21 protein-coding genes and 3 tRNA genes are annotated in these 24,777 nt (G+C 54.6%); 7 read left to right on the top strand and 17 right to left on the bottom strand.

Going from position 1 to position 24,777, the window contains the following annotated elements:
* Both tpiA and ACU6HM_RS01190 read right to left on the bottom strand, forming a co-directional pair.
* Positions 1–741, bottom strand: a complete 741-nt coding sequence (tpiA, locus tag ACU6HM_RS01195; RefSeq protein WP_060186464.1) for a triose-phosphate isomerase — start codon at positions 739–741, stop codon at positions 1–3.
* 158 nt (positions 742–899) lie between these two features.
* Positions 900–1,874: an NAD(P)H-quinone oxidoreductase gene (locus tag ACU6HM_RS01190; protein ID WP_446763259.1), complete on the bottom strand. Its 975-nt coding sequence runs from the start codon at positions 1,872–1,874 to the stop codon at positions 900–902.
* Positions 1,875–2,107: 233 nt separating this feature from the next.
* Between ACU6HM_RS01190 and ACU6HM_RS01185 the strand changes: the two genes are divergently transcribed.
* Both ACU6HM_RS01185 and ACU6HM_RS01180 read left to right on the top strand, forming a co-directional pair.
* Positions 2,108–2,197: transfer RNA gene (locus ACU6HM_RS01185), tRNA-Ser, on the top strand.
* A gap of 12 nt (positions 2,198–2,209) precedes the next feature.
* Positions 2,210–2,295 (top strand) — tRNA-Leu (locus tag ACU6HM_RS01180).
* 358 nt (positions 2,296–2,653) lie between these two features.
* On the opposite strand, the gene ACU6HM_RS01175 is transcribed toward ACU6HM_RS01180, so the two are convergent.
* The 7 genes from ACU6HM_RS01175 to ilvB form a co-directional block, all read right to left on the bottom strand.
* Complete coding sequence (locus ACU6HM_RS01175; RefSeq protein WP_446763258.1) at positions 2,654–2,797, bottom strand: hypothetical protein; 144 nt, start codon at positions 2,795–2,797, stop codon at positions 2,654–2,656.
* Between the two features lie 65 nt (positions 2,798–2,862).
* The gene (pnp, locus tag ACU6HM_RS01170) at positions 2,863–5,001 is read right to left on the bottom strand and encodes a polyribonucleotide nucleotidyltransferase (protein WP_009456700.1); all 2,139 of its coding nucleotides are present in this window, start codon (positions 4,999–5,001) and stop codon (positions 2,863–2,865) included.
* Between the two features lie 89 nt (positions 5,002–5,090).
* A complete protein-coding gene (rpsO, locus tag ACU6HM_RS01165) occupies positions 5,091–5,360 on the bottom strand; it encodes a 30S ribosomal protein S15 (RefSeq protein WP_003801068.1) in 270 nt (89 codons plus the stop codon).
* Between the two features lie 166 nt (positions 5,361–5,526).
* Complete coding sequence (gene pssA, locus ACU6HM_RS01160) at positions 5,527–6,294, bottom strand: CDP-diacylglycerol--serine O-phosphatidyltransferase (RefSeq protein ID WP_021446892.1); 768 nt, start codon at positions 6,292–6,294, stop codon at positions 5,527–5,529.
* Between the two features lie 407 nt (positions 6,295–6,701).
* Positions 6,702–7,718: a ketol-acid reductoisomerase gene (gene ilvC / locus ACU6HM_RS01155; RefSeq protein ID WP_009456705.1), complete on the bottom strand. Its 1,017-nt coding sequence runs from the start codon at positions 7,716–7,718 to the stop codon at positions 6,702–6,704.
* A gap of 215 nt (positions 7,719–7,933) precedes the next feature.
* Complete coding sequence (gene ilvN / locus ACU6HM_RS01150) at positions 7,934–8,425, bottom strand: acetolactate synthase small subunit (RefSeq protein WP_003801075.1); 492 nt, start codon at positions 8,423–8,425, stop codon at positions 7,934–7,936.
* A gap of 10 nt (positions 8,426–8,435) precedes the next feature.
* The gene (gene ilvB / locus ACU6HM_RS01145) at positions 8,436–10,157 is read right to left on the bottom strand and encodes a biosynthetic-type acetolactate synthase large subunit (RefSeq protein WP_021446893.1); all 1,722 of its coding nucleotides are present in this window, start codon (positions 10,155–10,157) and stop codon (positions 8,436–8,438) included.
* Between the two features lie 440 nt (positions 10,158–10,597).
* Between ilvB and ACU6HM_RS01140 the strand changes: the two genes are divergently transcribed.
* Positions 10,598–12,883 (top strand): FUSC family protein, encoded by a 2,286-nt coding sequence (locus ACU6HM_RS01140; protein ID WP_021446894.1) that lies wholly within the window; start codon positions 10,598–10,600, stop codon positions 12,881–12,883.
* A 243-nt stretch (positions 12,884–13,126) separates the two neighbouring features.
* On the opposite strand, the gene yaaA is transcribed toward ACU6HM_RS01140, so the two are convergent.
* From yaaA to ACU6HM_RS01125, 3 genes are all read right to left on the bottom strand, one after another.
* Positions 13,127–13,909 (bottom strand): peroxide stress protein YaaA, encoded by a 783-nt coding sequence (gene yaaA, locus ACU6HM_RS01135; protein ID WP_446763257.1) that lies wholly within the window; start codon positions 13,907–13,909, stop codon positions 13,127–13,129.
* Between the two features lie 79 nt (positions 13,910–13,988).
* Positions 13,989–14,771 (bottom strand): 3-hydroxybutyrate dehydrogenase, encoded by a 783-nt coding sequence (locus ACU6HM_RS01130; protein ID WP_446763256.1) that lies wholly within the window; start codon positions 14,769–14,771, stop codon positions 13,989–13,991.
* A 360-nt stretch (positions 14,772–15,131) separates the two neighbouring features.
* A tRNA-Ser gene (locus tag ACU6HM_RS01125) sits at positions 15,132–15,221 on the bottom strand.
* Between the two features lie 299 nt (positions 15,222–15,520).
* On the opposite strand from ACU6HM_RS01125, the gene ACU6HM_RS01120 reads away from it, so the two are divergent.
* Positions 15,521–15,931 (top strand): hypothetical protein, encoded by a 411-nt coding sequence (locus ACU6HM_RS01120; RefSeq protein WP_009456725.1) that lies wholly within the window; start codon positions 15,521–15,523, stop codon positions 15,929–15,931.
* 176 nt (positions 15,932–16,107) lie between these two features.
* Positions 16,108–16,416: a hypothetical protein gene (locus ACU6HM_RS01115; protein ID WP_026483206.1), complete on the top strand. Its 309-nt coding sequence runs from the start codon at positions 16,108–16,110 to the stop codon at positions 16,414–16,416.
* Positions 16,417–16,496: 80 nt separating this feature from the next.
* Here the strand turns inward: ACU6HM_RS01115 and serS are convergent, their stop codons facing one another.
* The 4 genes from serS to ACU6HM_RS01095 form a co-directional block, all read right to left on the bottom strand.
* Positions 16,497–17,843, bottom strand: a complete 1,347-nt coding sequence (gene serS, locus ACU6HM_RS01110) for a serine--tRNA ligase (RefSeq protein WP_021446897.1) — start codon at positions 17,841–17,843, stop codon at positions 16,497–16,499.
* Between the two features lie 142 nt (positions 17,844–17,985).
* On the bottom strand, positions 17,986–19,299 hold the full coding sequence (locus ACU6HM_RS01105; protein WP_009456739.1) for a replication-associated recombination protein A: 1,314 nt from the start codon (positions 19,297–19,299) through the stop codon (positions 17,986–17,988).
* Between the two features lie 124 nt (positions 19,300–19,423).
* Positions 19,424–20,050, bottom strand: a complete 627-nt coding sequence (gene lolA, locus ACU6HM_RS01100; RefSeq protein WP_009456740.1) for an outer membrane lipoprotein chaperone LolA — start codon at positions 20,048–20,050, stop codon at positions 19,424–19,426.
* On the bottom strand, positions 20,040–22,415 hold the full coding sequence (locus ACU6HM_RS01095) for a DNA translocase FtsK (RefSeq protein ID WP_031232634.1): 2,376 nt from the start codon (positions 22,413–22,415) through the stop codon (positions 20,040–20,042). The genes lolA and ACU6HM_RS01095 overlap by 11 nt, the downstream gene beginning before the upstream one ends.
* 43 nt (positions 22,416–22,458) lie before the next feature.
* Here ACU6HM_RS01095 and trxB point away from each other — a divergent pair, with 43 nt between their 5' ends.
* The gene (gene trxB / locus ACU6HM_RS01090) at positions 22,459–23,415 is read left to right on the top strand and encodes a thioredoxin-disulfide reductase (RefSeq protein ID WP_009456742.1); all 957 of its coding nucleotides are present in this window, start codon (positions 22,459–22,461) and stop codon (positions 23,413–23,415) included.
* Positions 23,402–24,169 carry a Smr/MutS family protein gene (locus tag ACU6HM_RS01085; protein WP_009456743.1) on the top strand — a complete coding sequence of 256 codons (768 nt, stop codon included), beginning with the start codon at positions 23,402–23,404 and terminating at the stop codon, positions 24,167–24,169. The genes trxB and ACU6HM_RS01085 overlap by 14 nt, the downstream gene beginning before the upstream one ends.
* Before the next feature lie 249 nt (positions 24,170–24,418).
* On the opposite strand, the gene ACU6HM_RS01080 is transcribed toward ACU6HM_RS01085, so the two are convergent.
* Complete coding sequence (locus ACU6HM_RS01080) at positions 24,419–24,745, bottom strand: tetratricopeptide repeat protein (protein ID WP_009456744.1); 327 nt, start codon at positions 24,743–24,745, stop codon at positions 24,419–24,421.
* Between the last annotated feature and the right edge of the window lie 32 nt (positions 24,746–24,777).

Below are 24,777 nucleotides of genomic sequence, written 5' to 3'. Positions count from 1 at the left end.
TTAAGCGGCCACAATACGTAAAAATTCTTGCGCATCCAAAGATGCACCACCCACCAAGGCACCATCAATATCCGGCATGGCGAACAGCTCGGCGGCATTATCTGCCTTCACGCTGCCACCGTACAAAATACGCAACTGATCCGACTCCATATAGGCACGAATCTGTTGATGCATTTGCTGCGCTTGCTCCGGCGTTGCAGTCAGGCCCGTACCAATAGCCCAGACCGGCTCATACGCCAGGACCAGTTTGGATACCACTTCAGCCCCAAGAGCCTTAATGGGTTCAAGCTGATCTTGCACCACACAGGTTTCCTGCCCCGCCTCACGATCGGCCAACTGCTCGCCAATACAGACAATAGGCGTCAAGCCCGCATCCAGTGCCGCAACAACTTTGGCGGCAACCTGAGCGCTACTTTCCTGGTGATACTGACGGCGTTCGGAATGCCCGACAATCACCCAGCGACAGCCGATATCAGCCAGCATTGCCGCCGAGATTTCCCCAGTGTATGCACCCTTGGCGTGGACACTGACATCTTGAGCACCGACCGCTATGGTCGAATCTTTCAAGATACCTGCCACCTGAGGCAAATACACATAAGGAACGCATACAAGCACATCACAATCTGCCTGCGCACCAGGCTGAACGAGCAGTTCTTGCAGCAGACGGCTGTTGCCATCAAGCGAGCCATTTAATTTCCAATTACCCGCAACCAGTCGTTTACGCGAAGAATGTACGCTCATTGCTCCCTTGATGCCAGTCAAAAAGTTACACCAACGCCCACAATCATGGCGCAGCTAACCGGCTATTGTAGCGCGTGCTAATCCATTTCGCGCATATTTGACAGAAAATTCGTTTCAGAACGGCAAGAAAAAGGGTGGCTATGCCACCCTTGCTGCTTTTATGGAACAAGAATGATCTTGCCCACCTGCTCACCCGCCTCCATCATGGCATGCGCTTCGCTCGCCTTTTCCAAGGGGAAAGTGGCATGAATCAAGGGACGTACCTGCCCTGCTTCCAGCAAAGGCCAGACACGCTCTTTCAGAGCCTGCGCCAGTTGCGCCTTGAACTCGACAGAGCGGGACCGCAAGGTTGAGCCGGTAATAGTCAGGCGACGACGCAGAATCTCCCCACAATTAATCGTGGCATTCACCCCACCCAGCAAAGCAATAATGACGATACGGCCGTCATCGGCCAGACACGTCAAATCCCGGTTGATGTAGTCGCCAGAGACCATATCCAGAATCACATCAACACCACGGCCGCCTGTTTTGCTTTTGATGACGTCTTCGTAAACTTCGGTTTTATAGTTGATGCCGATCCCGCCCAAGCGATTAATGGCCTCCACGCGTTCATCACTGCCTGCCGTGGCATATACCGTATGCCCCAAAGCCACCGCCAGCTGAATCGCTGTTGTTCCAATTCCGCTTGCACCGCCATGAACCAGCAGGGTTTCACCTTTACTCAGCTGACCACGGTCGAACACATTGCTCCAGACAGTGAAGAAGGTTTCTGGCAGGCCCGCCGCTTCAAGCAAGCTTAAACCCGCAGGAATAGGCAAGCACTGCTGTACTGGCACCACACAATATTCGGCATAGCCACCACCAGTGACCAACGCACAGACCTGATCCCCAATCTTGAACCCACTGCCCTGCACATCGCCCGATACGATTTCACCGGCCAGTTCCAGGCCGGGAATATCAGAGGCACCAGCCGGTGGCGGGTAAGCGCCTGCTCGTTGCAAGACATCCGGACGGTTCACGCCCGCCGCCAGCACCTTGACCAGCACTTCACCAGGACCTGTTTGTGGCATGGGGCGCTCGCCCACTCGCAACACTTCCGGCTTTCCAAACTCGGTAATTTCAACAGCTCGCATACCTACTCCCTGATATCTAGACTATTTTTCCAGCGCGGCTGCAAGCACAAACCATAAGCAGCCGCCTTACCTGCTGCAATCTATCACAGGCACTGGCATCAACGCCCTATTCCAGCCATGAAAACAGATTATTTCGATGACGCTAGCAAATTTATACGTTACACTTTAAGGCTTTCCTGGCCTCCGTGCTTTTTTGTGCATGTGACTTATCAGGAAGAAAAGCCCAACAGACAGGAAGCGTGCCAGAGCGGTTGAATGGACCGGTCTTGAAAACCGGCGATGGGGTAACCCATCCGTGAGTTCGAATCTCACCGCTTCCGCCATCATCTCCCGCTGCATCCATGGCGGAATTGGTAGACGCAAGGGACTTAAAATCCCTCGATCTTTGATCGTGCCGGTTCGATTCCGGCTGGATGCACCAAATATTCACGATAGCAGGCAGATCTCTTTGCCCACCATAAAAACCTCGGTTTTTATTCGCTCGTGACAAATAAGTACCAATCAAGAAAGCTCGCTTCAAAGCGGGCTTTTTTGCGTCCTGCCTGAAAACCCAATCCAAGCCATCACCCCGCAAGCACCACCTGAACCTGACCGACTGTTTACCCCCCGCTCCGTAAGTAAAGCCTCTCCAGCTCCTCCAGGACCGAAACTGCTCCCAAGAAGCAAACAGATCAAAAATAGCGAACCAACAACAAGCAAAGTCACAGTTACATTCACAGTCACAGCCATAACTACAACTACAACTACAACTACAACTACAACTACAACTACAACTAAGGCTACGGCTGAAACCACAGGCATAACAAGCACAGGTACAGGTACAGGTACAGGTACAGGTACAGGTACAGGTACAGGTACAGGTACAGCACCAACAGATTATCCTCCAGCTCTTGGCACAAGCCGATACGCAGCCACGCTCCCAAAAAGCAGCCGAACGCAAAAAACCCGCCTTTCGGCGGGTTTTTCTTCAAGCAGACTGCAAACGCTATCAGGAAGCAGCAGGAGCAGCTGGACCGCCTTGAGCCTCGATACCGCCAATAGCCTTGATCGACAGACGCAGACGACCTTTCTCGTCAGCCTCGATGACCTTGACCTTAACAACCTGACCCACTTTCAGCACGTCATTGATGTTGGCGATACGGTAGTTGGCAATCTCGGAGATATGCAGCAAGCCGTCACGGCCTGGCAGCACTTGCACAATCGCGCCAAAGTCCAGCAAACGCATCACAGGACCTTCGTATTCCTGACCCACTTCCACTTCAGCGGTCAGCTCTTTAATACGGCGCTCGGCTTCGCGGGCCTTGTCCAGATCGGCGCTGGCGATCGTGATGGTGCCGTCATCCGAAATATCGATCTGTGTACCGGTTTCTTCGGTCAGGGCACGGATGGTTGCACCACCCTTACCAATCACGTCACGAATCTTCTCGGGATTGATCTTCACGGTCAGCATGCGAGGCGCGAATTCGGACATCTCGGTACGGGAACCGTCGATGGACTCTTTCATCTTGCCCAGGATGTGCATACGGCCTTCGTGAGCCTGAGCCAATGCAACCTGCATGATTTCCTTGGTGATGCCCTGGATCTTGATGTCCATCTGCAAAGCAGTAATACCTTTCTCGGTACCGGCAACCTTGAAATCCATATCGCCCAGGTGATCTTCGTCACCCAGAATGTCGGTCAGCACAGCAAACTTGTTGCCTTCCTTGATCAGACCCATGGCCACACCAGCCACGTGATCCTGCACAGGCACACCAGCGTCCATCATGGACAGGGAGCCACCACACACCGATGCCATGGAGGAGGAACCGTTGGATTCAGTAATCTCGGACACCACGCGGATGGAGTACTGGAAATCTTCAGCGGCTGGCAGCAAGGGAGTCAAAGCACGCTTGGCCAGACGACCGTGACCGATTTCACGACGCTTGGGAGCGCCGAAACGGCCAGCTTCACCAGTGGCGAATGGAGGCATGTTGTAGTGCATCATGAAGCGATCGCGGTACTCGCCCATAATCGAATCAATGATCTGCTCGTCTTGCTTGGTACCCAGAGTGGTGACCACCAATGCCTGAGTTTCGCCACGCGTGAACAAGGCGCTACCGTGAGCACGGGGCAGAACGCCCAGACGGATGCTGATAGGACGAACGGTACGGGTGTCACGACCATCAATACGGGACTCGCCGCTCAAGATACGCGAACGCACGATCTTGCTTTCCAGGTCGAACATCATGTTTTCGACGGCAACCATATCAGGCTGATCCTGACCGGCGGCTTCAGCCTGAGCCTTGACCGTTTCTTTAACCTGAGCGTAAACAGCGCGCACTTGCTCGGTACGAGCTTGTTTTTCGCGAGTCTGGTAGGCCTGTGTCAGACCCTCTTCGGCAGCAGCGGTTACCGCAGCCAACAGGCTTTCATTAACAGCAGCAGGCTGCCAATCCCACTCCGGCTTGCCAGCTTCTTCAACCAGTTCATGAATGCAGTTGATGGCTGCTTGCATTTGCTCGTGAGCAAACACCACACCACCCAGCATGACTTCTTCGGACAATTGCTTGGCTTCAGACTCAACCATCAGCACAGCCTGCTCGGTACCAGCCACAACCAGATCCAGAGCCGAAGATTTCAGCTGAGTAGCGGATGGGTTCAGCACGTACTGACCATCAATGTAACCCACACGGGCAGCGCCCACAGGACCGTTGAAAGGAATGCCGGAAATAGCCAGGGCAGCCGAGGCGCCGATCATGGCAGCGATATCAGGATCAATTTCAGGGTTGACCGATACCGTGTGAATGATGACCTGAACTTCGTTGTAGAAGCCTTCAGGAAACAGAGGACGCAGTGGACGGTCGATCAGGCGGGAGATCAGGATCTCGCGCTCGGATTGGCGGCCTTCACGCTTGAAGAAACCACCAGGGATCTTGCCAGCGGAGTAGGTTTTTTCGACGTAATCAACGGTCAGCGGGAAGAAGTCCTGACCTGCTTTCGCTTCGCTTTTGCCAACAACAGTGGCCAACACAACAGTGTCTTCAATCGAAACCAGCACGGCACCTGACGCCTGACGTGCGATTTCGCCGGTTTCCAGAACGACGGTATGTTCGCCGTACTGGAAAGACTTGGTGACTTTATTGAACATTAGGAGAATCCTTACAATAAAAAAACCGTGCACACAGCGAAACCAGTTCGCCGAATGCACGGTTGTTTAGCGGGGAGCCAGCCCCGGTATCACTTACGCAGACCGAGTTTTTCGATCAAAGCACGGTAAGCGTCTGGATTACGACCTTTCAGGTAATCCAGCAATTTGCGACGACGGCTAACCATGCGCAACAGACCACGACGGGAGTGGTGATCTTTGTTGTGAGCCTTGAAGTGGCCGGTCAATTCGTTGATGCGAGCGGTCAGCAAAGCCACTTGCACTTCTGGGGAGCCTGTATCGCCTTGTTTACGCTGAAACTCGGAAACGATATCGACTTTTTTGATATCTGCAACTGCCATTTTATTTAGCCTCTAAGACTTGCGTTAGGACCGAGGTGCCCTAACGTGTTGAAAATGAGATTGAGTGCACCGGGCCCATCAGGCCAAGTGCAAGCAAACGATTATAACGAAAAACCGGACAAGGCGTTAAGCATTTCGGCCTGCTCGCCTGCCAAAGCCGGGGATTTTAGTTGTTTCCACGCCGAAGTCGTGCCAAAGCACGGGCTCGACGCCAGCGCCAGGCCATCACAAACCAGCCCGACAAGCCATACAGGCAGAACAGGCCAAACAGGAAGACCGGCGGATCCGTAGAGACAAACACGAAGACCAGCACAAAAAGCAGCATGACCCAAAATGGCACGCTACGTCTGATCGCAAAGGACTTGCCGCTGTAGAACGGCGCGTTGGAGACCATGGCCAGGCCGGCATAAATGGTCAAACCAAAGGCAACCCAGGGAATCACATTCACTTGCAGAGACAGCTTGTTGTCCACCGCCAGCCAGACAAAGCCAGCGACCAGCGCAGCGGCTGCCGGGCTGGGCAAGCCTTGGAAAAAGCGCTTGTCGACCACTTCAATATTGGTATTGAAGCGGGCCAGGCGCAGCGCACCACCAGCTACGTAAATAAAGGAAGCCAACCAGCCCCAGCGGCCCAATCCCTGCATGGCCCAGACGTACATGACCAGCGCGGGCGCTGCACCAAAGGAGATCATGTCGGCCATGGAGTCGTACTGCTCGCCAAAGGCGGACTGAGTATTGGTCAAACGAGCAACCCGCCCGTCCATACCATCAAACACCAGCGCCAGGAAAATGGCGATGGCTGCCGCCTCAAAGCGGCCATTCATGGCCTGCACAACGGCATAAAAACCCGCGAACAGATTGGCGGTCGTAAATGCGTTGGGCAGAAGATAGATGCTACGCCGACGACGGGTTTCATCATTGAGCAAATTGGGCATAATTTATGCTTTAAGAGTTGTTGCTAAGGACTGAACACTCGAATGTAGCATTGTCCCCAAGGCTACAGAGTGCAAATAATTCCAGCATATATAAGCCAGAGCGAACAGAAATGACCAAGAGGCCTGCGGCCAGGGAGTTCATGGATAAACAGTAGATTTTATCGAACTCGCTTGCGCACCACCCCAACAGGGGCACGATGGTCAAACCAAGCACTGCATTTTATCGCGCCCTCACCGATACGGCTATAAGACGAAAACAAGGCGCTTCCATCCTTTTTTTAGCCCCAGCAGAGGCGCCGCTGAAAGCCAAATTCTTGCAGCAATAAAAAAACCGGCTAACGCCGCAAGACGTCAGCCGGTTCAGGCTCAAGACCAGGGCAGCGTATGGGACTGCCCCGATATCAAACTTAGTTCTTGGACTTGTCGACCAGCTTGTTAGCGGCGATCCAAGGCATCATGGAGCGCAGCTTGCTACCCACTTGCTCGATCTGCGATTCGGCGTTGATACGACGACGCGAGATCAGGGTAGGAGCGCCTGCGGCGTTTTCCAGGATGAAGTTCTTGGCGTACACGCCGGTCTGAATGTCTTCCAGGCACTGGCGCATGGCTTTGCGGGTTTCGTCGGTAACAATCTTCGGACCGGTCTCGTATTCGCCGTATTCGGCGTTGTTGGAGATCGAGTAGTTCATGTTGGCGATACCGCCTTCGTAGATCAGGTCCACGATCAACTTCAGTTCGTGCAAGCACTCGAAGTAAGCCATTTCAGGAGCGTAACCAGCCTCAACCAGCGTGTCGAAACCAGCCTTGATCAGCTCAACCGCACCACCGCACAGAACAGCCTGTTCACCGAACAAGTCGGTTTCGGTTTCTTCGCGGAAGTTAGTTTCGATGATACCGGCACGGCCACCGCCGTTAGCCGATGCGTAAGACAGAGCCACGTCGCGAGCAGCGCCGGTCTTGTCCTGGTAAACAGCGATCAGGTGAGGAACGCCGCCGCCTTGGCTGTAGGTGCCACGCACAGTGTGACCAGGAGCCTTGGGAGCAATCATGATGACGTCGATATCGTCACGTGGCACAACTTGGCCGTAGTGAACGTTAAAGCCGTGAGCAAATGCCAGAGCGGCGCCGGGCTTGATGTTTTCAGCAACCTGGTTGCGGTAAACCTCAGCAATGTTTTCGTCAGGCAACAAGATCATGACGACATCAGCGCTCTTGACGGCTTCAGCCACTTCCTGAACTTTCAGGCCAGCGTTCTCGGCTTTGCTCCAGGAAGCGCCGCCTTTGCGCAGACCAACAACCACGTTAACGCCGGACTCGTGCAGATTCAGGGCGTGAGCGTGGCCTTGCGAGCCGTAACCGATGATGGCAACGGTCTTGCCTTTGATCAGGGAAAGATCACAATCCTTGTCGTAGAAAACTTTCATTTCAGGTGCTCCAAATTTAATAATTTCGCTTAAACAGCAATTCGAGAATGGCCGCTCATGCAGCAGCGGCACAAAAAGGACCTTGACTCATTACTTTCAGAACAGGGCCACCGCGGTCTACACAGCGTCAGGCCGTGTTTACCCTTTATAAGGAGCTGCCTTGAAAAGCAGCTCCTTGAATAAAAGCGGTAATTATGTCCTGAAAAAGCCTTGGCTTACAGCTTTAAGACTCGTTCGCCACGGCTGACACCAGAGACCCCGGTGCGCACTGTTTCAAGAATGGCCGTACGATCCAGCGCATTGATGAAAGCAGCAATTTTGTCTTGAACACCGGTCAATTCGATGGTGTATGTCTTGTCCGTAACATCAATGATGCGACCGCGGAAAATATCCGCCATGCGCTTCATCTCTTCACGTTCCTTGCCCACCGCCCGCACTTTGATCAGCATGAGTTCACGCTCGATGTGTGGGCCTTCGGACAGATCCACCACCTTGACCACGTCAACCAGACGGTTCAAGTGCTTGGTGATCTGCTCGATGACGTCGTCCGCCCCTCGGGTAACGATAGTCATGCGAGACAGGGTGTCGTCCTCGGTTGGAGCAACCGTCAAGGTCTCGATGTTATAGCCACGGGCCGAAAACAGGCCGACCACACGGGACAGTGCGCCGGGCTCGTTTTCCAGAAGGATAGAAATGACGTGTTTCATGATTCTCTCCTTACAGATCGTCCGGGCCCAAGAGCATTTCTGTCAGGCCGCGGCCTGCTTTCACCATCGGGAACACGTTTTCGGTTTGGTCCGTGATGAAGTTCAGAAATACCAGGCGGTCTTTGTGCGTGGTGAAGGCTTCGCGAATAGCGGGGACCACATCGGCTGGCTTGTCGATCTCCAGACCCACGTGACCATAGCTTTCCACCAGTTTGACAAAGTCAGGCAGTGCATCCACGTAAGACTCGGAATAGCGCGAGCCGTAGTCGATTTGCTGCCACTGGCGCACCATGCCCAAATAACGATTGTTCAGGCAAAGAACCTTGGGGCTCAAGCGGTACTGTTTACACGTAGACAGTTCCTGGATGTTCATCTGAATGGAGCCCTCACCAGTGATGACGGCAACATCCTGGCCAGGGTTGGCCATTTGCACACCCATTGCGTAAGGCAAGCCCACGCCCATCGTGCCCAGGCCACCGGAATTGATCCAGCGACGAGGCTTATTGAATTTGTAGTACTGAGCCGCCCACATCTGGTGCTGACCCACATCAGAAGTCACGAAAGCGTTGCCGCCCGTCACTTCCCACAGGGATTCCACCACGTATTGCGGCTTGATCAGCTCGTCCGACTTGGCGTAGGCCAAGGAGTTCTTGCCACGCCAGACATTGATCTGTTTCCACCAATCATTCAGGGAGGGCTGGTTCTGCGATTCCTGACGGCTTTGCGCATACAGCTCATTGAACTCTGTCAGCACGTCTTTGACACAGCCCACGATAGGCACATCAACTTTCACGCGCTTGGAAATTACCGAAGGATCAATATCAATATGAATGATCTTGCGTGGGTTCTGACCGAAGTGGCGGGTATTACCAATCACTCGATCATCAAACCGTGCACCCACTGCGATCAGAACGTCGCAATGCTGCATGGTCATATTGGCTTCGTAAGTACCATGCATGCCGGGCATGCCGATGTACTGATCCGCCGTACCTGGATAGGCACCCAGACCCATCAAGGTAGTCGTGCAAGGGGCACCGCTTAACTTGACCAGCTCATTGAGTTCGCTGTCAGCATTACCCAGCACCACACCACCACCAACGTAAATCAGCGGGCGCTCGGCGCTATTGAGAATCTGGACAGCTTTCTTGATCTGCCCCTGATGGCCTTTGATCACAGGTGCGTAGGAACGCATCTTGACCTCGCCACGCTTGGGCGTGTATTTGCACGTTGCAGTCGTAATATCTTTGGGGATATCAATCAGCACAGGACCAGGACGGCCTGTCGTGGCAATAAAAAATGCCTTGCGAATGGTATCGGCCAAATCACGAACATCGCGCACCAGGAAGTTGTGCTTGACGCAAGGACGGGTGATACCGATGGCATCACATTCCTGGAAAGCATCTTCACCAATTGCCTGGGTGCTGACCTGCCCACTGATGATGACCATCGGAATGGAGTCCAGGTAAGCGGTCGCAATACCGGTGACGGCATTGGTGACGCCCGGGCCACTGGTTACCAGTGCCACGCCAACTTTTTGGGACGAACGGGAATAGGCATCCGCAGCATGAACAGCAGCCTGTTCATGACGCACAAGAATGTGCTGGAAGCGGTCCTGCTTGAAGATTGCGTCGTAGATATAGAGAACGGCACCACCCGGATAACCGAAAACGTGTTCCACGCCTTCGTCCGCGAGCGTGCGCACAACAATATCTGCGCCATTTAATTCAGACATGAGTTTTCCTTTCAGTCTTGCTCTGCAATATCGACTGACCACGACGGTCCGAGCTTGAACCGATGTCAGCAACATGATCTGGCGCTTCATGGCCCACAGGACCACACCACCCAGACACATTACCGTCCGGCCTGCACTCTTCGACACCCAGTGCGTGCATACACAAACGTATGCGTTAGCTTGAAACGGAAGTCCTGGCATCCCACGCTTGTGACGCGGCCAGCAACAAAGTTTTTAGGCGCAAAAAACCGGGCGGATGGCCCGGTTAACAGTGCCTCGCTACAATTTGCTCGGATAAGGAGCAAAAACACCTGGTTACTTTACCTTGACTGCACAAAGCGAGCAACTGTGATTGTTGGTAAAGTGCAAAAAAACAGGCTTAAAGCTTGCATACGTAAAACGATATACTGTCTACCTATGACGAGCTGTCCGGGTATTTTATGGCATCGCCCATCCCACAATTAAAACAATTCCTGTATAGCCACTATTTTTTCGGCGGACTGCGCCAGTCCATCGGTGTGCTGTTGCCGGTCATTATTTTGGGCCGCTTCTTTGGTCACTATGACATTGGCGTCATTGCGTCCATGGGTGCCACCTGCGTTGCCATCATTGACCAGCCCGGCGGCCCACGCCGCTATCGCAACAATGAAATGCTGGGCGGTATTGCGCTGGGCACGGTCACCGTTGGCCTGACAGGTCTGGCCTCCAGCTCTCCCCTGCTGCTGGTGCTGTGCGTACCGTTTCTGTGCTTTCTGTACAGCATGTTCTCCGTGTTTGGTCGTCGCGGCGGGCTGATCGGATTTGCCGCCCTGCTGCTGATGACCTTGACGATGCGCTTTCCCATGCAGCCTCACGAGGTACTGGCGCACACGCTGTATTCCTTTGCCGGCGGTCTGTCCTATTACTTGTTCAGCACCCTGTTCCGACGCTTGTTCTGGTATCGGGAAGAGCGCCAGACACTGGCGGTAGCCCTGTTTGCCACGGCTGAATACATGGAAGCGCGCTCGCAATTCTATGACTCCACCTCGGATCTGGACGCCTGCTATAGACGGCTGATCAATCTTCAATCCAATATGACCGAAAAGCACCAGGCTGCTCGCGACGTGGTACTGCGTGAATTGCCGCGCGGTTATGGACGAGGCGATCACCATCGCAAGGCACTGCTGACCATCTTCTTGAATATGGTCAGCATTCTGGACTCGCTGGTCGCGACCTATACCGACTACACCGTCCTGCGCCGTCAGCTTTCCGACAGCGATTTCATGGTTTTTGCGCGTGATGGCTTGCACAAGCTTTCGTTGGATATCGGCCGCATTGCCATGAATGTTTCGCGCAGCGCTCGCACCACCCGTCGCTCCAGCGTCAAAGCGGAAATCCGCGCCATGGAATACGAGCTGGAGAAGTACAAACGTCAGGGCATGTCTCAATCCGACCCTGAGACCTACGCCCTGCTAGTCCAGGTCTTGCGCCGACTGCGTAACCTGAACCGCATTGTGGACAGCATGGCAAGCCTGTCGCATCGTGCCAGCCAGAATATGCCAGTCGATCAATACCTGAATAAATCGCTAAGCCGCATGCTCTCGCGTGAAGAACTGCGTTTGGGCATGCTCAGCAGCAATATGAAGCTGAAGTCTTCGCACTTCCGCTACGCGGCACGTGTCAGCATTGCGTCCATGGTGGCCCTGGGAGTGGGTGCACTCAGCGCTCATTTCCAAAGCGAACTGGGCCTGGTCAGTGCACTGACAGCACACAGTTACTGGATCATCCTGACCATTCTGGTCATTATGAAACCGGGCTTTGCCATCACGCGCCAACGCAATGGCTGGCGCCTTTTTGGCACGGTACTGGGCTGCGGGGCGGCCTTCCTGCTTCTGAAGCTAACGGACAACCGCGAGCTGTATCTGATCGCCATGTTGCTGGCCTACCTCCTGGGTAACAGCCTGGTTCAGCTGAACTTCCTGCTATCGGCCCTGTTCAACACAATCTTTGTGATTTTGTCCTTCCAATTCCTGTCCACGGGCGGCTCCTTCATCATTGGAGAACGTCTGGTGGATACGCTGATTGGTTGCGGCATCGCCATGGCCGCCAGTTACCTGCTGCCCAACTGGGAGTCCAGCGCCATGACAGGCCTGGCCCGAGCAGCCTTGGCCGCCAACAAAGAGTTCTGGCGTGCAGGGCTGGAATTCGCTCGCTTGAGCCGCCTGCATAACCAGATCCTTAAAAACGGTCAGGAAGGCGAACCCACCATGACAGAGGCCCAAAAAAACCAGGTGGATCTGGACTTGATGGAAGCCGACACCGCCTGGCAAGTGGCAAACAAGAACGTACACATTGCCTTCAGCAACTTTGCCTCGGCCTTTTATCGCATGATGGATGAGCCTGTCAGCCGACAAGCCAATGTATCCCTGCTGAACAACCTGCTGATTCAGAACCACGTGCTGGCCTCGCAAATCAGCGCCGCTACCCCGCTTCTGGCTAATTTGAGTCAGATTCCGCCAGGCATCCAGAACTCCCTGGATGCCATTGGCGCGCTGATTAACGACCAGGATGCTGACCCGCCTGCTTCCATCGAAACCGAAGGTGAGCTGGCCATGCTGGCCTACCCTATCCGTCAGATGGTCAAGGCCGCCCAACTGATACGTCAGGATATGAGAGGCCTGGAATACAGCGCTGGCCCGCAACTGCCGCCTGAGCGCAAGCAGGAACTGAAGCAGCAAGGGGCCTGATGACCATGCCATGTCCCGTATACATTTGGAGCTCGTTGTCGGGACCAAATAAACAAGAACTCAAGGCACAAGGCACAAGGCACAAGGCACAAGGCAAAAGAGCATAGGGTGTCCAGCCCTCTTCAATTCGCAGGACCAAGAATAAAAAGGCAAGGCGCAAATACATGGCCTTGCCTTTCTTTTTTTTTACCTGCAAGACCGCAGATCAGCTAAAGAGCTACTCCTACGGCGCAAGCAATAAAGCTACATACTTTCCTGCTCGGAGCGACGGAACACCAGCTTGTCCTCGCTGGAGAGCTCAGGCTGGAATACATACCCCTCGCGATCAAACGCCTTCAAGCCTTCCACTGTTTGCACACGCTTGTCGATGACAAAGCGGGCCATCAAACCACGGGCTTTCTTGGCGTAGAAACTGATAATCTTCCAGACACCGTTTTTCTCGTCCTGGAAAACGCACTGAACCACACGGGCACGCAAGGCTTTTTGATCGACCGCCTTGAAATACTCTTCGGAAGCCAAGTTCAAGACAACGGGCTTGGCTTCGCCTTCCTGACGCTCGTTCAAATAATTGGCAATCCGGCTGCCCCAGTAAGCGTACAAATTGGCACCTTCGGGATTCTTCAAGCGAGTGCCCATTTCCAGACGGTAAGGACGCATCAAATCCAAAGGACGTAAAGCACCATACAAACCGCTAAGAATCACAATGTGGTCCTGGGCCCACTTCAGCTCCTTGTCCGACAAATCCGTTGCAGCCATGCCCTCATATACATCACCATTAAAAGCCAGAATGGCCTGACGGGCATTGGAGCGGTCAAACTTGGGCTCCCACTCCTGGTAACGCTGGACATTCAAGCGCGCCAGGTCGTCGCTCAGCTTCATCAAGCCGGCAATATCCTCTTCGGACTGAGTGCGCAAAATATCAATCAAGCCTTGCGCCTGCTCCACAAACAGAGGCTGGGTTTCCAGCTGCGTGCGTACAGGGGAATCGTAATCCAGCTTTTTCGCTGGCGAGAGCAATAACAACATGCGCCTATATCCTTTCTATCCAAACAGATAAAGGGCCATGCCCTTTATCTGCCATCTACAAAACACGCTTTGACAGCAATTAGCGAGCCGTCCAGCCACCATCCAGACTTAGCGTCGTACCCGTCATTTGGTCTGCGGCGGCAGACGACAGGAACACAGCAGCACCGCCCAATTGTTCAGGAGTCACAAACTGCAGGGAAGGTTGTTTCTCAGCCAGCAGCTCGCGTGCGGCAGCTTCAATATCAATCCCTTTTTGCTGGCTGATAGCTTCGATCTGCTTTTCCACCAAGGGAGTGCGTACCCAGCCCGGGCAGATTGCGTTGCACGTAATACCCTTGCCAGCATTTTCCAGTGCGGTCACTTTGGTCAGACCCACGACACCATGCTTGGCAGCCACATAAGCCGATTTATTTACCGATGCCACCAGACCATGAGCCGAGGCGATATTGATAATGCGCCCCCAACCCTGCTTTTGCATGATAGGCAAGGCAGCCGCTGTGCCGTGAAATACAGCCGACAGGTTCAAGGCAATGATGGCGTTCCATTTATCAACCGGAAAATCTTCGATAGGCGCGGTGTACTGAATACCGGCGTTATTGACCAGAATATCCAGACCGCCCAAGGCCTCTGCCGCCTTGGCAACAAAGTCGCGCGTGGCCTGTGCATCACTCAGGTCTGCATTCAGATAATAGGCTTTGACACCAAATTTGGACTCCAGCGTGCTGCGCTCGCGCTCGATATCTTCAGGCTGACCAAAACCATTGATCACCACATCTGCACCGGCTTTTGCCAACTCGGTGGCCATGGCCAGACCGATACCACTGGTCGATCCTGTTACGACCGCTTTTTTACCTTTCAGCATAGATACCTCGTGAGTATTGACAACAGGGAACTGAAACCCAAAGTGTACTCGCCGGCCTGCACTGCCGGGAAATGCAATGGGCTCGTTTTGTCCGGAATCATCAAGGCTTGCAAAACAAGGCCAAACGCCATCGGACCAAGTACTAGCGCATTACCCCCTAGAACTTCGGCCTGCGCGGGGAAAAGTCGGCCATACACAATGTTGCGGATGAGTTTTCCGAACATCGGCCGCGACTGACACTTTTACCTTAACGTTCTTATGTGACAAAACAGCCAATAAACCATGCTGAGAGAGCAGGACGATCAAACCAGCAGAAAATAAAAAAGCCCTTGAATAATCAAGGGCTTTCAAAATTCCAGGTGGCGGACAGGGTGGGATTCGAACCCACGGTACGCTTGCACGTACGCCTGATTTCGAGTCAGGTACATTCGACCACTCTGCCACCTGTCCGCGATTGCTTATATGGTTACAAGCAAGCCCATAAATATAGATCAAAGAACACTCTTTGACAAGCACTAAAGAGACATAGCACTTGCGTCAAAGAGCGGAGTTTCTTGATAAGACCAGCCACTCAAACCAAAGAGCTCTTTTCAATCAAGGGTTTACCCTCTATTTTGGCCTAATTCACTTGTTCACCCTGAGCCGCAGGCCTATATTGGAAACACACATTGATGCATCGCAGCCCTGCCTTTCCAAGGCAGTCCTTGTAATTCCGGCACAACTTGCTGGACTTGATAAAAGGAATTGTCATGCAAACCTTCCAATGGATTATCGACGCCAACGGCGACGGCATATACAGCCTGAATGAGGTTCTCCAGACTCTGCGCTGGGCTTTTCGGATACCAGGCAGCCTGGTAGTTGAAACCTTGGGTTCCATCCCGGTTCTGTCTGATCTACTGCGTATCCAGGCTTCAGAAGCGACAGGCTACGCTTCTTTGCGAGGCGGACTGGTCAATATCCTGTCGTTATTCTTCTGGGCCGCACTCTGTCTCTGGTTTCTGGAAGTCAACTCCAAGCCACGTGCAGAGCCTGCGCAACGCAACGTACGCCATGCGCCACACTTGAGCAAGCAACTGGATTCTGTGCACGGTCGGCAGCTGCACGCGAACTACAACCGGCGCCCTGTCCGCCATCGTCAGGTTGAACGCCATACCTTCTAGATGCACTCATGCCCTCCTGCCGCAAAAGGAGAAACATGTGTTAAGAAAGGTAAACCCCTGGCATAGCGCATACGAACCGTGTTGCGTTTGGAAGTGCTTTGCCAGGATTACCTAACGTTTGGACTACAGGTTTTAGGCAACAATCGCTGCAGCTAGTGTCATTAGAGGTGCAGCTTATGAAAAAACTACTATTAGCCGGTTTAATGGCCTTGAGCACCAGCGCCGCCTCTGCGGGCGGTGTAAATGTCGATATCAATGTCGGTATTCCGGGTATCGGTTACGGGCCGATCTACTACCCACCCGCTCATGTTGTGGAACGCCCGGTTTATGTCGCCCCACCCCCAGTGGTTTACCACCCGCCACGTTACGTCTATCGTCCCGGCTACGTGGAATATGGTCGCTCCAACAAGGAATGGCGCAAGGAGCAGCGACGCGCTCACAAGCGCTGGCGCAAACAGCAGGAGCGTTACTGGGATGATGACTAATCCATCACTACGGAACCATGAATGAAAAAGGGCTGAGGACCACAAAGGTCATCAGCCCTTTTTCCATTCGGACAGTGACTTTATTTAGCCGGCACCAGACGTTCCAGTCCGCCCATATAAGGACGCAGAACCTTGGGCACAATCACGCTGCCATCTTCTTGCTGGTGGTTTTCCAACACAGCCACCAAGGCGCGGCCTACGGCCAGACCAGAGCCGTTCAGCGTATGCACAAACTCCGGACGTGCCTTGCTGTCGGCGCGGAAACGCGCCTGCAGACGACGAGCCTGGAAAGCCTCGCAGTTCGACACCGACGAGATCTCGCGGAACGTGTCCTGGGCAGGCAACCACACTTCCAGATCGTAGGTTTTGGCGGCAGAAAAGCCCATATCGCCAGTGCACAGTTGCACTACACGGTATGGCAGTTCAAGAGCCTGCAGAACGTGCTCGGCATGACCGACCATGGACTCCAGCGCCTCATAGGATTTTTCAGGATGAACGATCTGCACCATTTCAACTTTGTCGAACTGGTGCTGACGGATCACGCCACGGGTGTCTCGGCCACCGCTACCGGCTTCCGAACGGAAACAAGGCGAGTGAGCAGTCAGGCGGATAGGCAGATCGTCACCGGCCAGAATCTCGTCACGCACAGTACCGGTCAGGCTGATTTCGGAGGTCGAGATCAGGTACAGGTCTTCAGGCTTGGATTCGGTCGGATCGGCTGGCTCGTTGTCCTGACCACCTTTGGTGACCCAGAACATATCGTCCTTGAACTTGGGCAATTGGCCGGTACCATACAGCGTGGACGCGTTCACGATGTATGGGGTGTAGCACTCGGTATAGCCGTGCTCTTCCACTTGGGTATCCAGCATGAACTGGGCCAGAGCACGGTGCAAGCGAGCCAGAGGACCACGCAGAACCATGAAACGGGCGCCAGCCAGCTTGCGAGCGGCTTCAAAATCCAGACCAAACTGCTCACCCAGATCCACGTGATCACGCGGCTCAAAGGTGATGTGCGCAGGATTGCCCTGATCATCTTTAGGACCGGGGATCCAGCGACGTACTTCAACGTTGTCTTCTTCGGACTCGCCTACCGGCACGCTTTCGTGCGGCAGGTTAGGAATCGTGGCGAACCAGGAGGACAGCTCGGCCTGCACTTGGGACAAGTCCTGCTCCAGCTGCTTCAGGCGCACCGGAATTTGCTGGGATTGAGCCAATGCTTCGCTGGCGTCTTCGCCCTTGGACTTGAGCTGGCCGATGCGTTTGGCCAGTGCATTGCGCTCGGCCTGCAAGGTTTCGGTTTCCACCTGTACCGCTTTGCGGCGGGCTTCCAGCTGCTGGAAACGCTCGGTGTCAAATTGCACGCCACGTTTCGCCAGGCCCTGTACCAGCGGCTCCAAGTCTTTGCGTAATTGGTTCAGATCTAACATTTAATAGCCATATAGGTGATGGTTCAATCCCGATTGATCTGGTGATTTTAACCACAAGCCACCACAAGCGCAGCACAGCGCAAGCAGTACGGAGATATCGGGAAATACGGGGGTGACAGGTCAGGCAAGCGCCTGTCCTGTCTTAGGTGTCTTTTTTACCAGCCTGCTCATCCAGCTGACGCAGGCGCTCCATTTTTTCAGCAATCTTGATTTCCAGACCACGAGGCACGGGCTGATACCAATGCGGATCGGGAATACCATCTGGCAAGTAGGTCTCACCCGCCGCGTAGGCATTGGGCTCGTCATGCGCATAGCGATACGCATGACCGTGGCCCAGCTCTTTCATCAGCTTGGTGGGCGCGTTGCGCAAATGCACTGGCACTTCGCGGCTTTTATCCTGCTTCACAAAGGCGCGGGCCTGGTTGTATGCCATATAACCGGCATTGCTCTTGGCTGCGATAGCCAGATAAATCACGGCCTGCCCTAACGCCAGCTCCCCCTCGGGGCTGCCCAGGCGCTCGAAGGTCAAGGCTGCATCGTTGGCAATTTGCATGGCGCGCGGATCGGCCAGACCGATATCCTCCCAAGCCATGCGTATGATGCGGCGCGACAAATAGCGGGCATCAGCCCCGCCGTCCAGCATCCGGGTCAGCCAATACAAGGCGGCATCCGGGTTGGAGCCGCGCACCGATTTATGCAAAGCAGAAATCTGGTCGTAGAAATTGTCGCCCCCCTTGTCAAAACGCCGGGAGTTCAGGGTCAGCGCATTTTGCAGGAAGTCTGTCGTGACCAGCTCGGTGCCGGAAGTCTTGGCGGCCGTATTGGTCTGCTCCAGCAAGTTCAAAAAGCGTCGGGCATCGCCGTCGGCATAACCGATCAAGGTGTCGACGGCTTGATCCTCAAACTCCAGGCCATCCAGGGCATTTTGTTCCTGTACACGGCGTAGCAGGAGTTTGAGCTCATCATCCGTCAGGGATTTGAGCACATAGACTTGCGCCCGCGACAGCAAGGCCGAATTAACCTCGAAGGACGGGTTTTCCGTGGTGGCACCAATAAAGGTCACCAAGCCGCTTTCAGCATAGGGTAGAAGCGCGTCTTGCTGAGACTTGTTGAAGCGGTGTATCTCGTCCACAAACAGGATGGTGTGCTTGCCCATCGCCAGATTCTGTTGGGCCTGCTCCATGGCGGCTCGGATATCTTTCACGCCTGAAAAGACGGCGGACAAGGCGATGAACTCGCATTCGAATGCACTGGCCGTCAAACGTGCCAGCGTGGTTTTACCCACGCCGGGAGGCCCCCAGAAAATCATGGAGTGTGGTTTGCCGGACTGAAAAGCCAGGCGCAGAGGCTTGCCCTCGCCCAGCAAATGAGACTGCCCCACCACCTGATCCAGGGTTTTGGGGCGCAGTGCTTCGGCTAAAGGTGCGGCGGGTTCCTGAGCGAACAAATCACGCATGGCGATCGCCCTTCCTAAAATGGCAAGACCTGGCCAAGCGGACCAGGTCTGTATTGAAAACTTGTTTTGTCAAAGCCAGCCAAACACTGACCCTGACGATAGCGGCACAAAAACAGAATGTGCATCAAGGCATGGAGACGACATCCACTCCGGCAGGAGCCTTGAACGTGAAGGTACCCAAGGTAATCCGAGGGTTCGGTTCCAAGCCGGTGAAGTCGATATACGTGGTTTGGCCGAACGAGTCCTGCAATTCCAGACGACGTGGCTCACGATCCTTGAAGCCGATGTCTACGTAGGAAAAGCCGGCATCGCTTTGCAACGGTGTGGCTCGGATCCACTCCAATCCATCCCGTGCATCTTGCTCAACCAGACGGAAGGAGTCTTCCAGATTGCCAGTACCAAACAAGATCGCAGCAGGCGAAGCGCCGATGGACTGGTCCACACCACGCTCGGTGACCTGGGCCAGATCCGGGTCGTATTGATAAAGCAGCTTGCCGTCAGACACGATCAATTGTTCATAAGGGCGTTGCACATGCCATTTGAACTGTCCAGGGCGCTGAAACACGAATTGCCCGGATTGCGGCGCACCTTTGGACTGGCCGTTGCTATCGACCGTACGCTGGGAAAACTCGCCTTTCGCAGCACGCACATCTTGCACAAAAGAGCGCAATTGCTCGCTGGCCGAAGCGGCCATGGTCAAGGCAGGTGTAGTGGCCAGCAACATGCTGACCAGCAGTGTCTTAATCTTCATCTTTGGCACCTCCTGCGGGGACCAGAATTTCACGGTTACCGTTAGGCTGCATAGCCGATACCAGACCGGCTTGTTCCATTTGTTCCAGCAGTCGGGCTGCCCGGTTGTAACCAATACGCAAATGACGCTGCACCGACGAAATCGAAGCGCGACGATTCTTGATAATGACTTGAACAGCCTGGTCGTACAGCGGGTCCGCTTCAGCATCGACCATGCCAGTAGCGGGGTTGACCCCCTCACCCGATTCGCCTTCGACAGCACCTTCCAGCAGGCCTTCGATGTAATCGGGTTCGCCGTGTTCTTTCAAGTGTTCAACCACGCGGTGAACTTCCTCATCGCTGACAAAAGCGCCGTGCACTCGTTTAGGCAAACCTGTACCGGGCGGCAGATAGAGCATATCGCCCATGCCCAGCAAGGTTTCCGCACCCATCTGATCCAGAATGGTGCGCGAGTCGATTTTGGAAGACACCTGAAAAGCAATACGGGTAGGAATGTTCGCCTTGATCAGACCTGTAATCACGTCCACGCTAGGGCGCTGAGTAGCCAGAATCAGGTGGATACCAGCCGCACGGGCTTTCTGGGCCAAACGAGCAATCAACTCTTCGATCTTCTTGCCCTGCACCATCATCAAGTCTGCCAACTCGTCAATAATGACGACAATCATGGGCAGAACAGACAACGGCTCGGGAGCGTCCGGCGTCAAAGAGAAAGGATTGGGGATAGGCTCTTCACGCTTTTGCGCTTCGCGTATCTTGGCGTTGTAACCGGCCAAATTACGCACGCCCAGCTTGCTCATCAAGCGGTAGCGTTTTTCCATTTCGGCCACACACCAATTCAAGGCGTTGGAGGCCAGACGCATATCCGTGACCACCGGAGCCAGCAAATGAGGAATGCCTTCATAGACACTCATTTCCAGCATCTTGGGGTCGATCAGGATCAGGCGCACGTCTGCCGGGTCTGCCTTGTACAGCAGCGACAGAATCATGGCGTTAATCCCCACGGACTTACCGGAGCCGGTTGTACCTGCCACCAGCAAATGAGGCATCTTGGCCAGATCCGCCACCACGGGTTTACCGGCAATATCCTTGCCCAAAGCCATGGTCAGCAAGGAAGCACTGCTGTGATAGGTCTGCGAGCCTACGATTTCCTCCAGACGCACCATTTGGCGGCGGGGGTTGGGCAGTTCCAGGCCCATCAGGTTTTTCCCGGGAATAGTTTCCACCACCCGGATGCTGACCAGACTCAAGGCACGGGCCAGGTCTTTGGCCAGATTCACGATCTGGCTACCCTTCACGCCGGTGGCAGGCTCAATCTCGTAGCGCGTAATGACCGGCCCCGCCTGGGCGGTCACCACCGTCACCGCAACACCGAAGTCCGACAATTTCTTTTCAATCAGGCGCGAGGTGAACTCAATGGTTTCCGGCGACACCGTTTCTACATTGTCAGAGGCGGGGTCCAGCAGGGACAGCGGAGGCAAATCGCCCGCTTCGCCAGCCTGACGAGGCGCCTTGAACAAGGTCTGCTGCTTCTCTTTCTCGACGCGCTCGGATTTGGGCACAGCCACAAAAGCAGGTTCGATACGCACAGGCTGTTCGTGGACCAGTTGCTCCTGCTTGGCGACCACGCTTTCCGTGCGCTCGGCACGTTTGACCTCGCCCACGCGACGATCCTGACGGGCTGACCAGAAAGTCATCAAACGGCGAATCGTCCCTTCGATGAAGCCGCCCAGACGTTCTGCCAACGTCAGCCAGGAAAAACCGAAGAACAAACTGGCTCCGCCAGCGAGCAGGCCCATCAGCACCAGAGAGGCTCCACCAAAGCCTATCGAAGTTACTAATAGTTGCGATAATAATTGGCCTAACTGCCCACCAGCCCCCGCAGGGAGCTGCCATTGCTGGCCCAGATCTTTAAAAAACAGCGATTCCAGGCCCATGCTGCCCAGAAACAAAAAGAAAAAGCCTATGCCAATTTCCCAGCGCACCCGAGGCAGAACATCCTCGTTTTTAGTGCTGGGCAAAAGCAAAGCGGTCAGACGGTAAAAGCCCACGGCCACGCGCTGCACCAGCAGCACCACCCAAAGCCAGGCCGTCAGACCAAACAGAAACAAGAGGAAATCGGCGATGTGGGCACCAAAGATGCCCCCGCCGTTTTGGGTCAGACCCGAGTGCACGGAATGCGACCAGCCGGGATCGCCCGGATCCCAGGTTGCCAGTACCAGGCCCAGCCAGGCTGCCAGAGCAGCGAAGATAATCCACCGTGCTTCGCGCAGCAGTCCTGTCAGGCGCTGTTGCAGGGCTGAAGGCCCATTACGCACATTTTTGGATGACCGGGACGAACGAGGGGATGTTGCAGGTATTCTTGCCATGGACTCATTATAATTGGAGATCGTCTTTTTCGGATTTTCTGTGATGTCGACTACTAAGCACGCAAAAGTACTCATTCTGGGCTCAGGCCCGGCCGGCTATACCGCAGCGATCTACGCAGCCCGCGCCAACCTCAACCCCGTCTTGGTCACCGGCATGGAGCAAGGTGGCCAACTGATGACCACCACAGATGTAGATAACTGGCCAGCCGATGCCCAAGGCGTCCAGGGACCTGATCTTATGGCACGTTTCCAGGCTCATGCGGAACGATTCGAAACAGAATTAATCTTTGACATGGTGTCCTCGGTTGATCTGTCCACCCGTCCCCTGACCCTGAATGGTGATAGTGGCACAGTCTACACCTGCGATTCGCTGATTATTGCGACAGGCGCCTCTGCCCAATACCTGGGCCTGCCAACCGAGCAGGAATTCATGGGCCGTGGCGTGTCCGGTTGCGCAACATGTGATGGTTTCTTCTACAAGAACCAGGACGTGGTCGTGGTCGGTGGTGGCAATACCGCCGTGGAAGAAGCCCTGTACCTGTCCAATATTTGCAAGACCGTGACCTTGATTCACCGTCGCGATACCTTCCGTTCCGAACCCATCCTGACCGACAAGCTGATGGACCGCGTCCAGAATGGCAATATCCAGCTGAAACTGCACAGCGAACTGCAAGAAGTGCTGGGTGACGCTTCGGGCGTGACAGGTGTGCGCATCATCAATAACCAGACCCAGGCCACTGAAGACCTGGCTGTGACTGGTGCCTTTATCGCCATCGGCCACAAGCCCAACACCGGGATCTTTGAAGGCAAGCTGGAGATGCACGACGGCTACATCACGACTCGCAGCGGTCTGAAAGGCATGGCAACCATGACTTCCGTTCCTGGCGTCTTTGCCGCGGGCGATGTGCAAGACAATATCTATCGTCAGGCCATTACCAGTGCAGCCAGCGGTTGCATGGCCGCCCTGGACGCACAGCGCTGGTTGGATGAAAACAAATAAGCCCAAAGCCGTAGGGCGTAGTCTGGCAGACCTGAAGAAGTTACAAGGTCAGGTCCGCCAGGATCTCAATCCGCCCCCGGCCCCCGCCCGTCCCCAGGCTCGCAAGCGCCCCCGCCCACCGGATCCCGGTGGCAAGCCAGCCAAACTGGCTCCTGCCAGTAATGCTACAGCGGCCCAAGACCCCGTTTCCTTATTGGACCCCAGCGACAGGGCCTGGCTACGCCAGTCCATGCGGGACGTCGCCCCCTTGAAAAAACGTGGTCAAAGCGTAGTCATGAGCCGTCCTGCGGCTAGCCCGGAACAGTTGGAGCAACGTCGTCGCCACGCGGTAGGTGCGCCCACCAGTACGCCCGCCCTGCCCCAGGCCTCTGACCAATATGTCAGCGTGCAAGGTGAAAGCAACGATCTACGACATTTGCGTGCTGGCTGTGGCACCGATGTCTTGCGCGATCTGGAACGCAACCGTTGGCCGATTGAGTCCAGCCTGGATTTGCATGGCTCGGATCTGGAACAGGCCCGCGAGCGACTGGACAACTTTCTGCGCTCCTGTCTGGAGCACGGCGTGCGCTGTGTACGAATTGTCCACGGCACGGGCTACGGCTCGCGCAATGGCGAACCCGTTTTGCGTCATGCCGTGCGTCGCTGGTTAACCCAGCTGCCCAGCGTTCTGGCTTATATGGAGTGCGCGCCCAACGAAGGTGGGCAAGGTGCCGTCAAACTGGTGCTGCAAGCCATGTCCGAACCCGGTGTTTGATTTTTTCCATTAGGTACAGACGTAAAAAAGGCCAGCTTTCGCTGGCCTTTTTTTTATTGTTGTTATGTTGTACTGCCTATTGCTTTTATAATAGTGACCGTTTTATTTCGGTCTTTGTTGCCCAGCGTTGCGGGGCTATGTCTCCTCACCTGCATGGAACGTATTGTGCCCCATTTATAAAGCTGTCACACTTAGGGAATGCACTGATACCCGCATGATAAGAAAATATCAGTCGCCCATTCGCAGTCTTTATTCTGCTGCCTGGTCCAAAGCCTTCACGGCCCGCTTCAAAAACACCTGCATTTCTTTCTCAGCCTGCTTGTCGCCCTGCTCTTGGGCAATCACCAAGCCCTGCTCCAGAATTTCCCTGGCCTGTTTGAATTGCTCCAGGTTCACCAGCACCCGGCCCAACAGCTTCCAGGCTGCGGTGTAACGCGGATTCATTTCCACGGCTTTGGACAAATGTTCGCGAGCCGCTTCCAAATCGCCCTCACCCATACATGCATTGCCCAGGCCAAAGCGCAACAAAGCATTATCCTTGCCTGCCGCCAGTAGCTTCTCCAATCCTTCGCGCATAATCCGTACCCTTGAAAACAAAGCAAGGCTGG

This window comes from Alcaligenes sp. RM2, from assembly GCF_052931795.1.
This window is presented reverse-complemented; position numbering and strand designations above follow the sequence as displayed.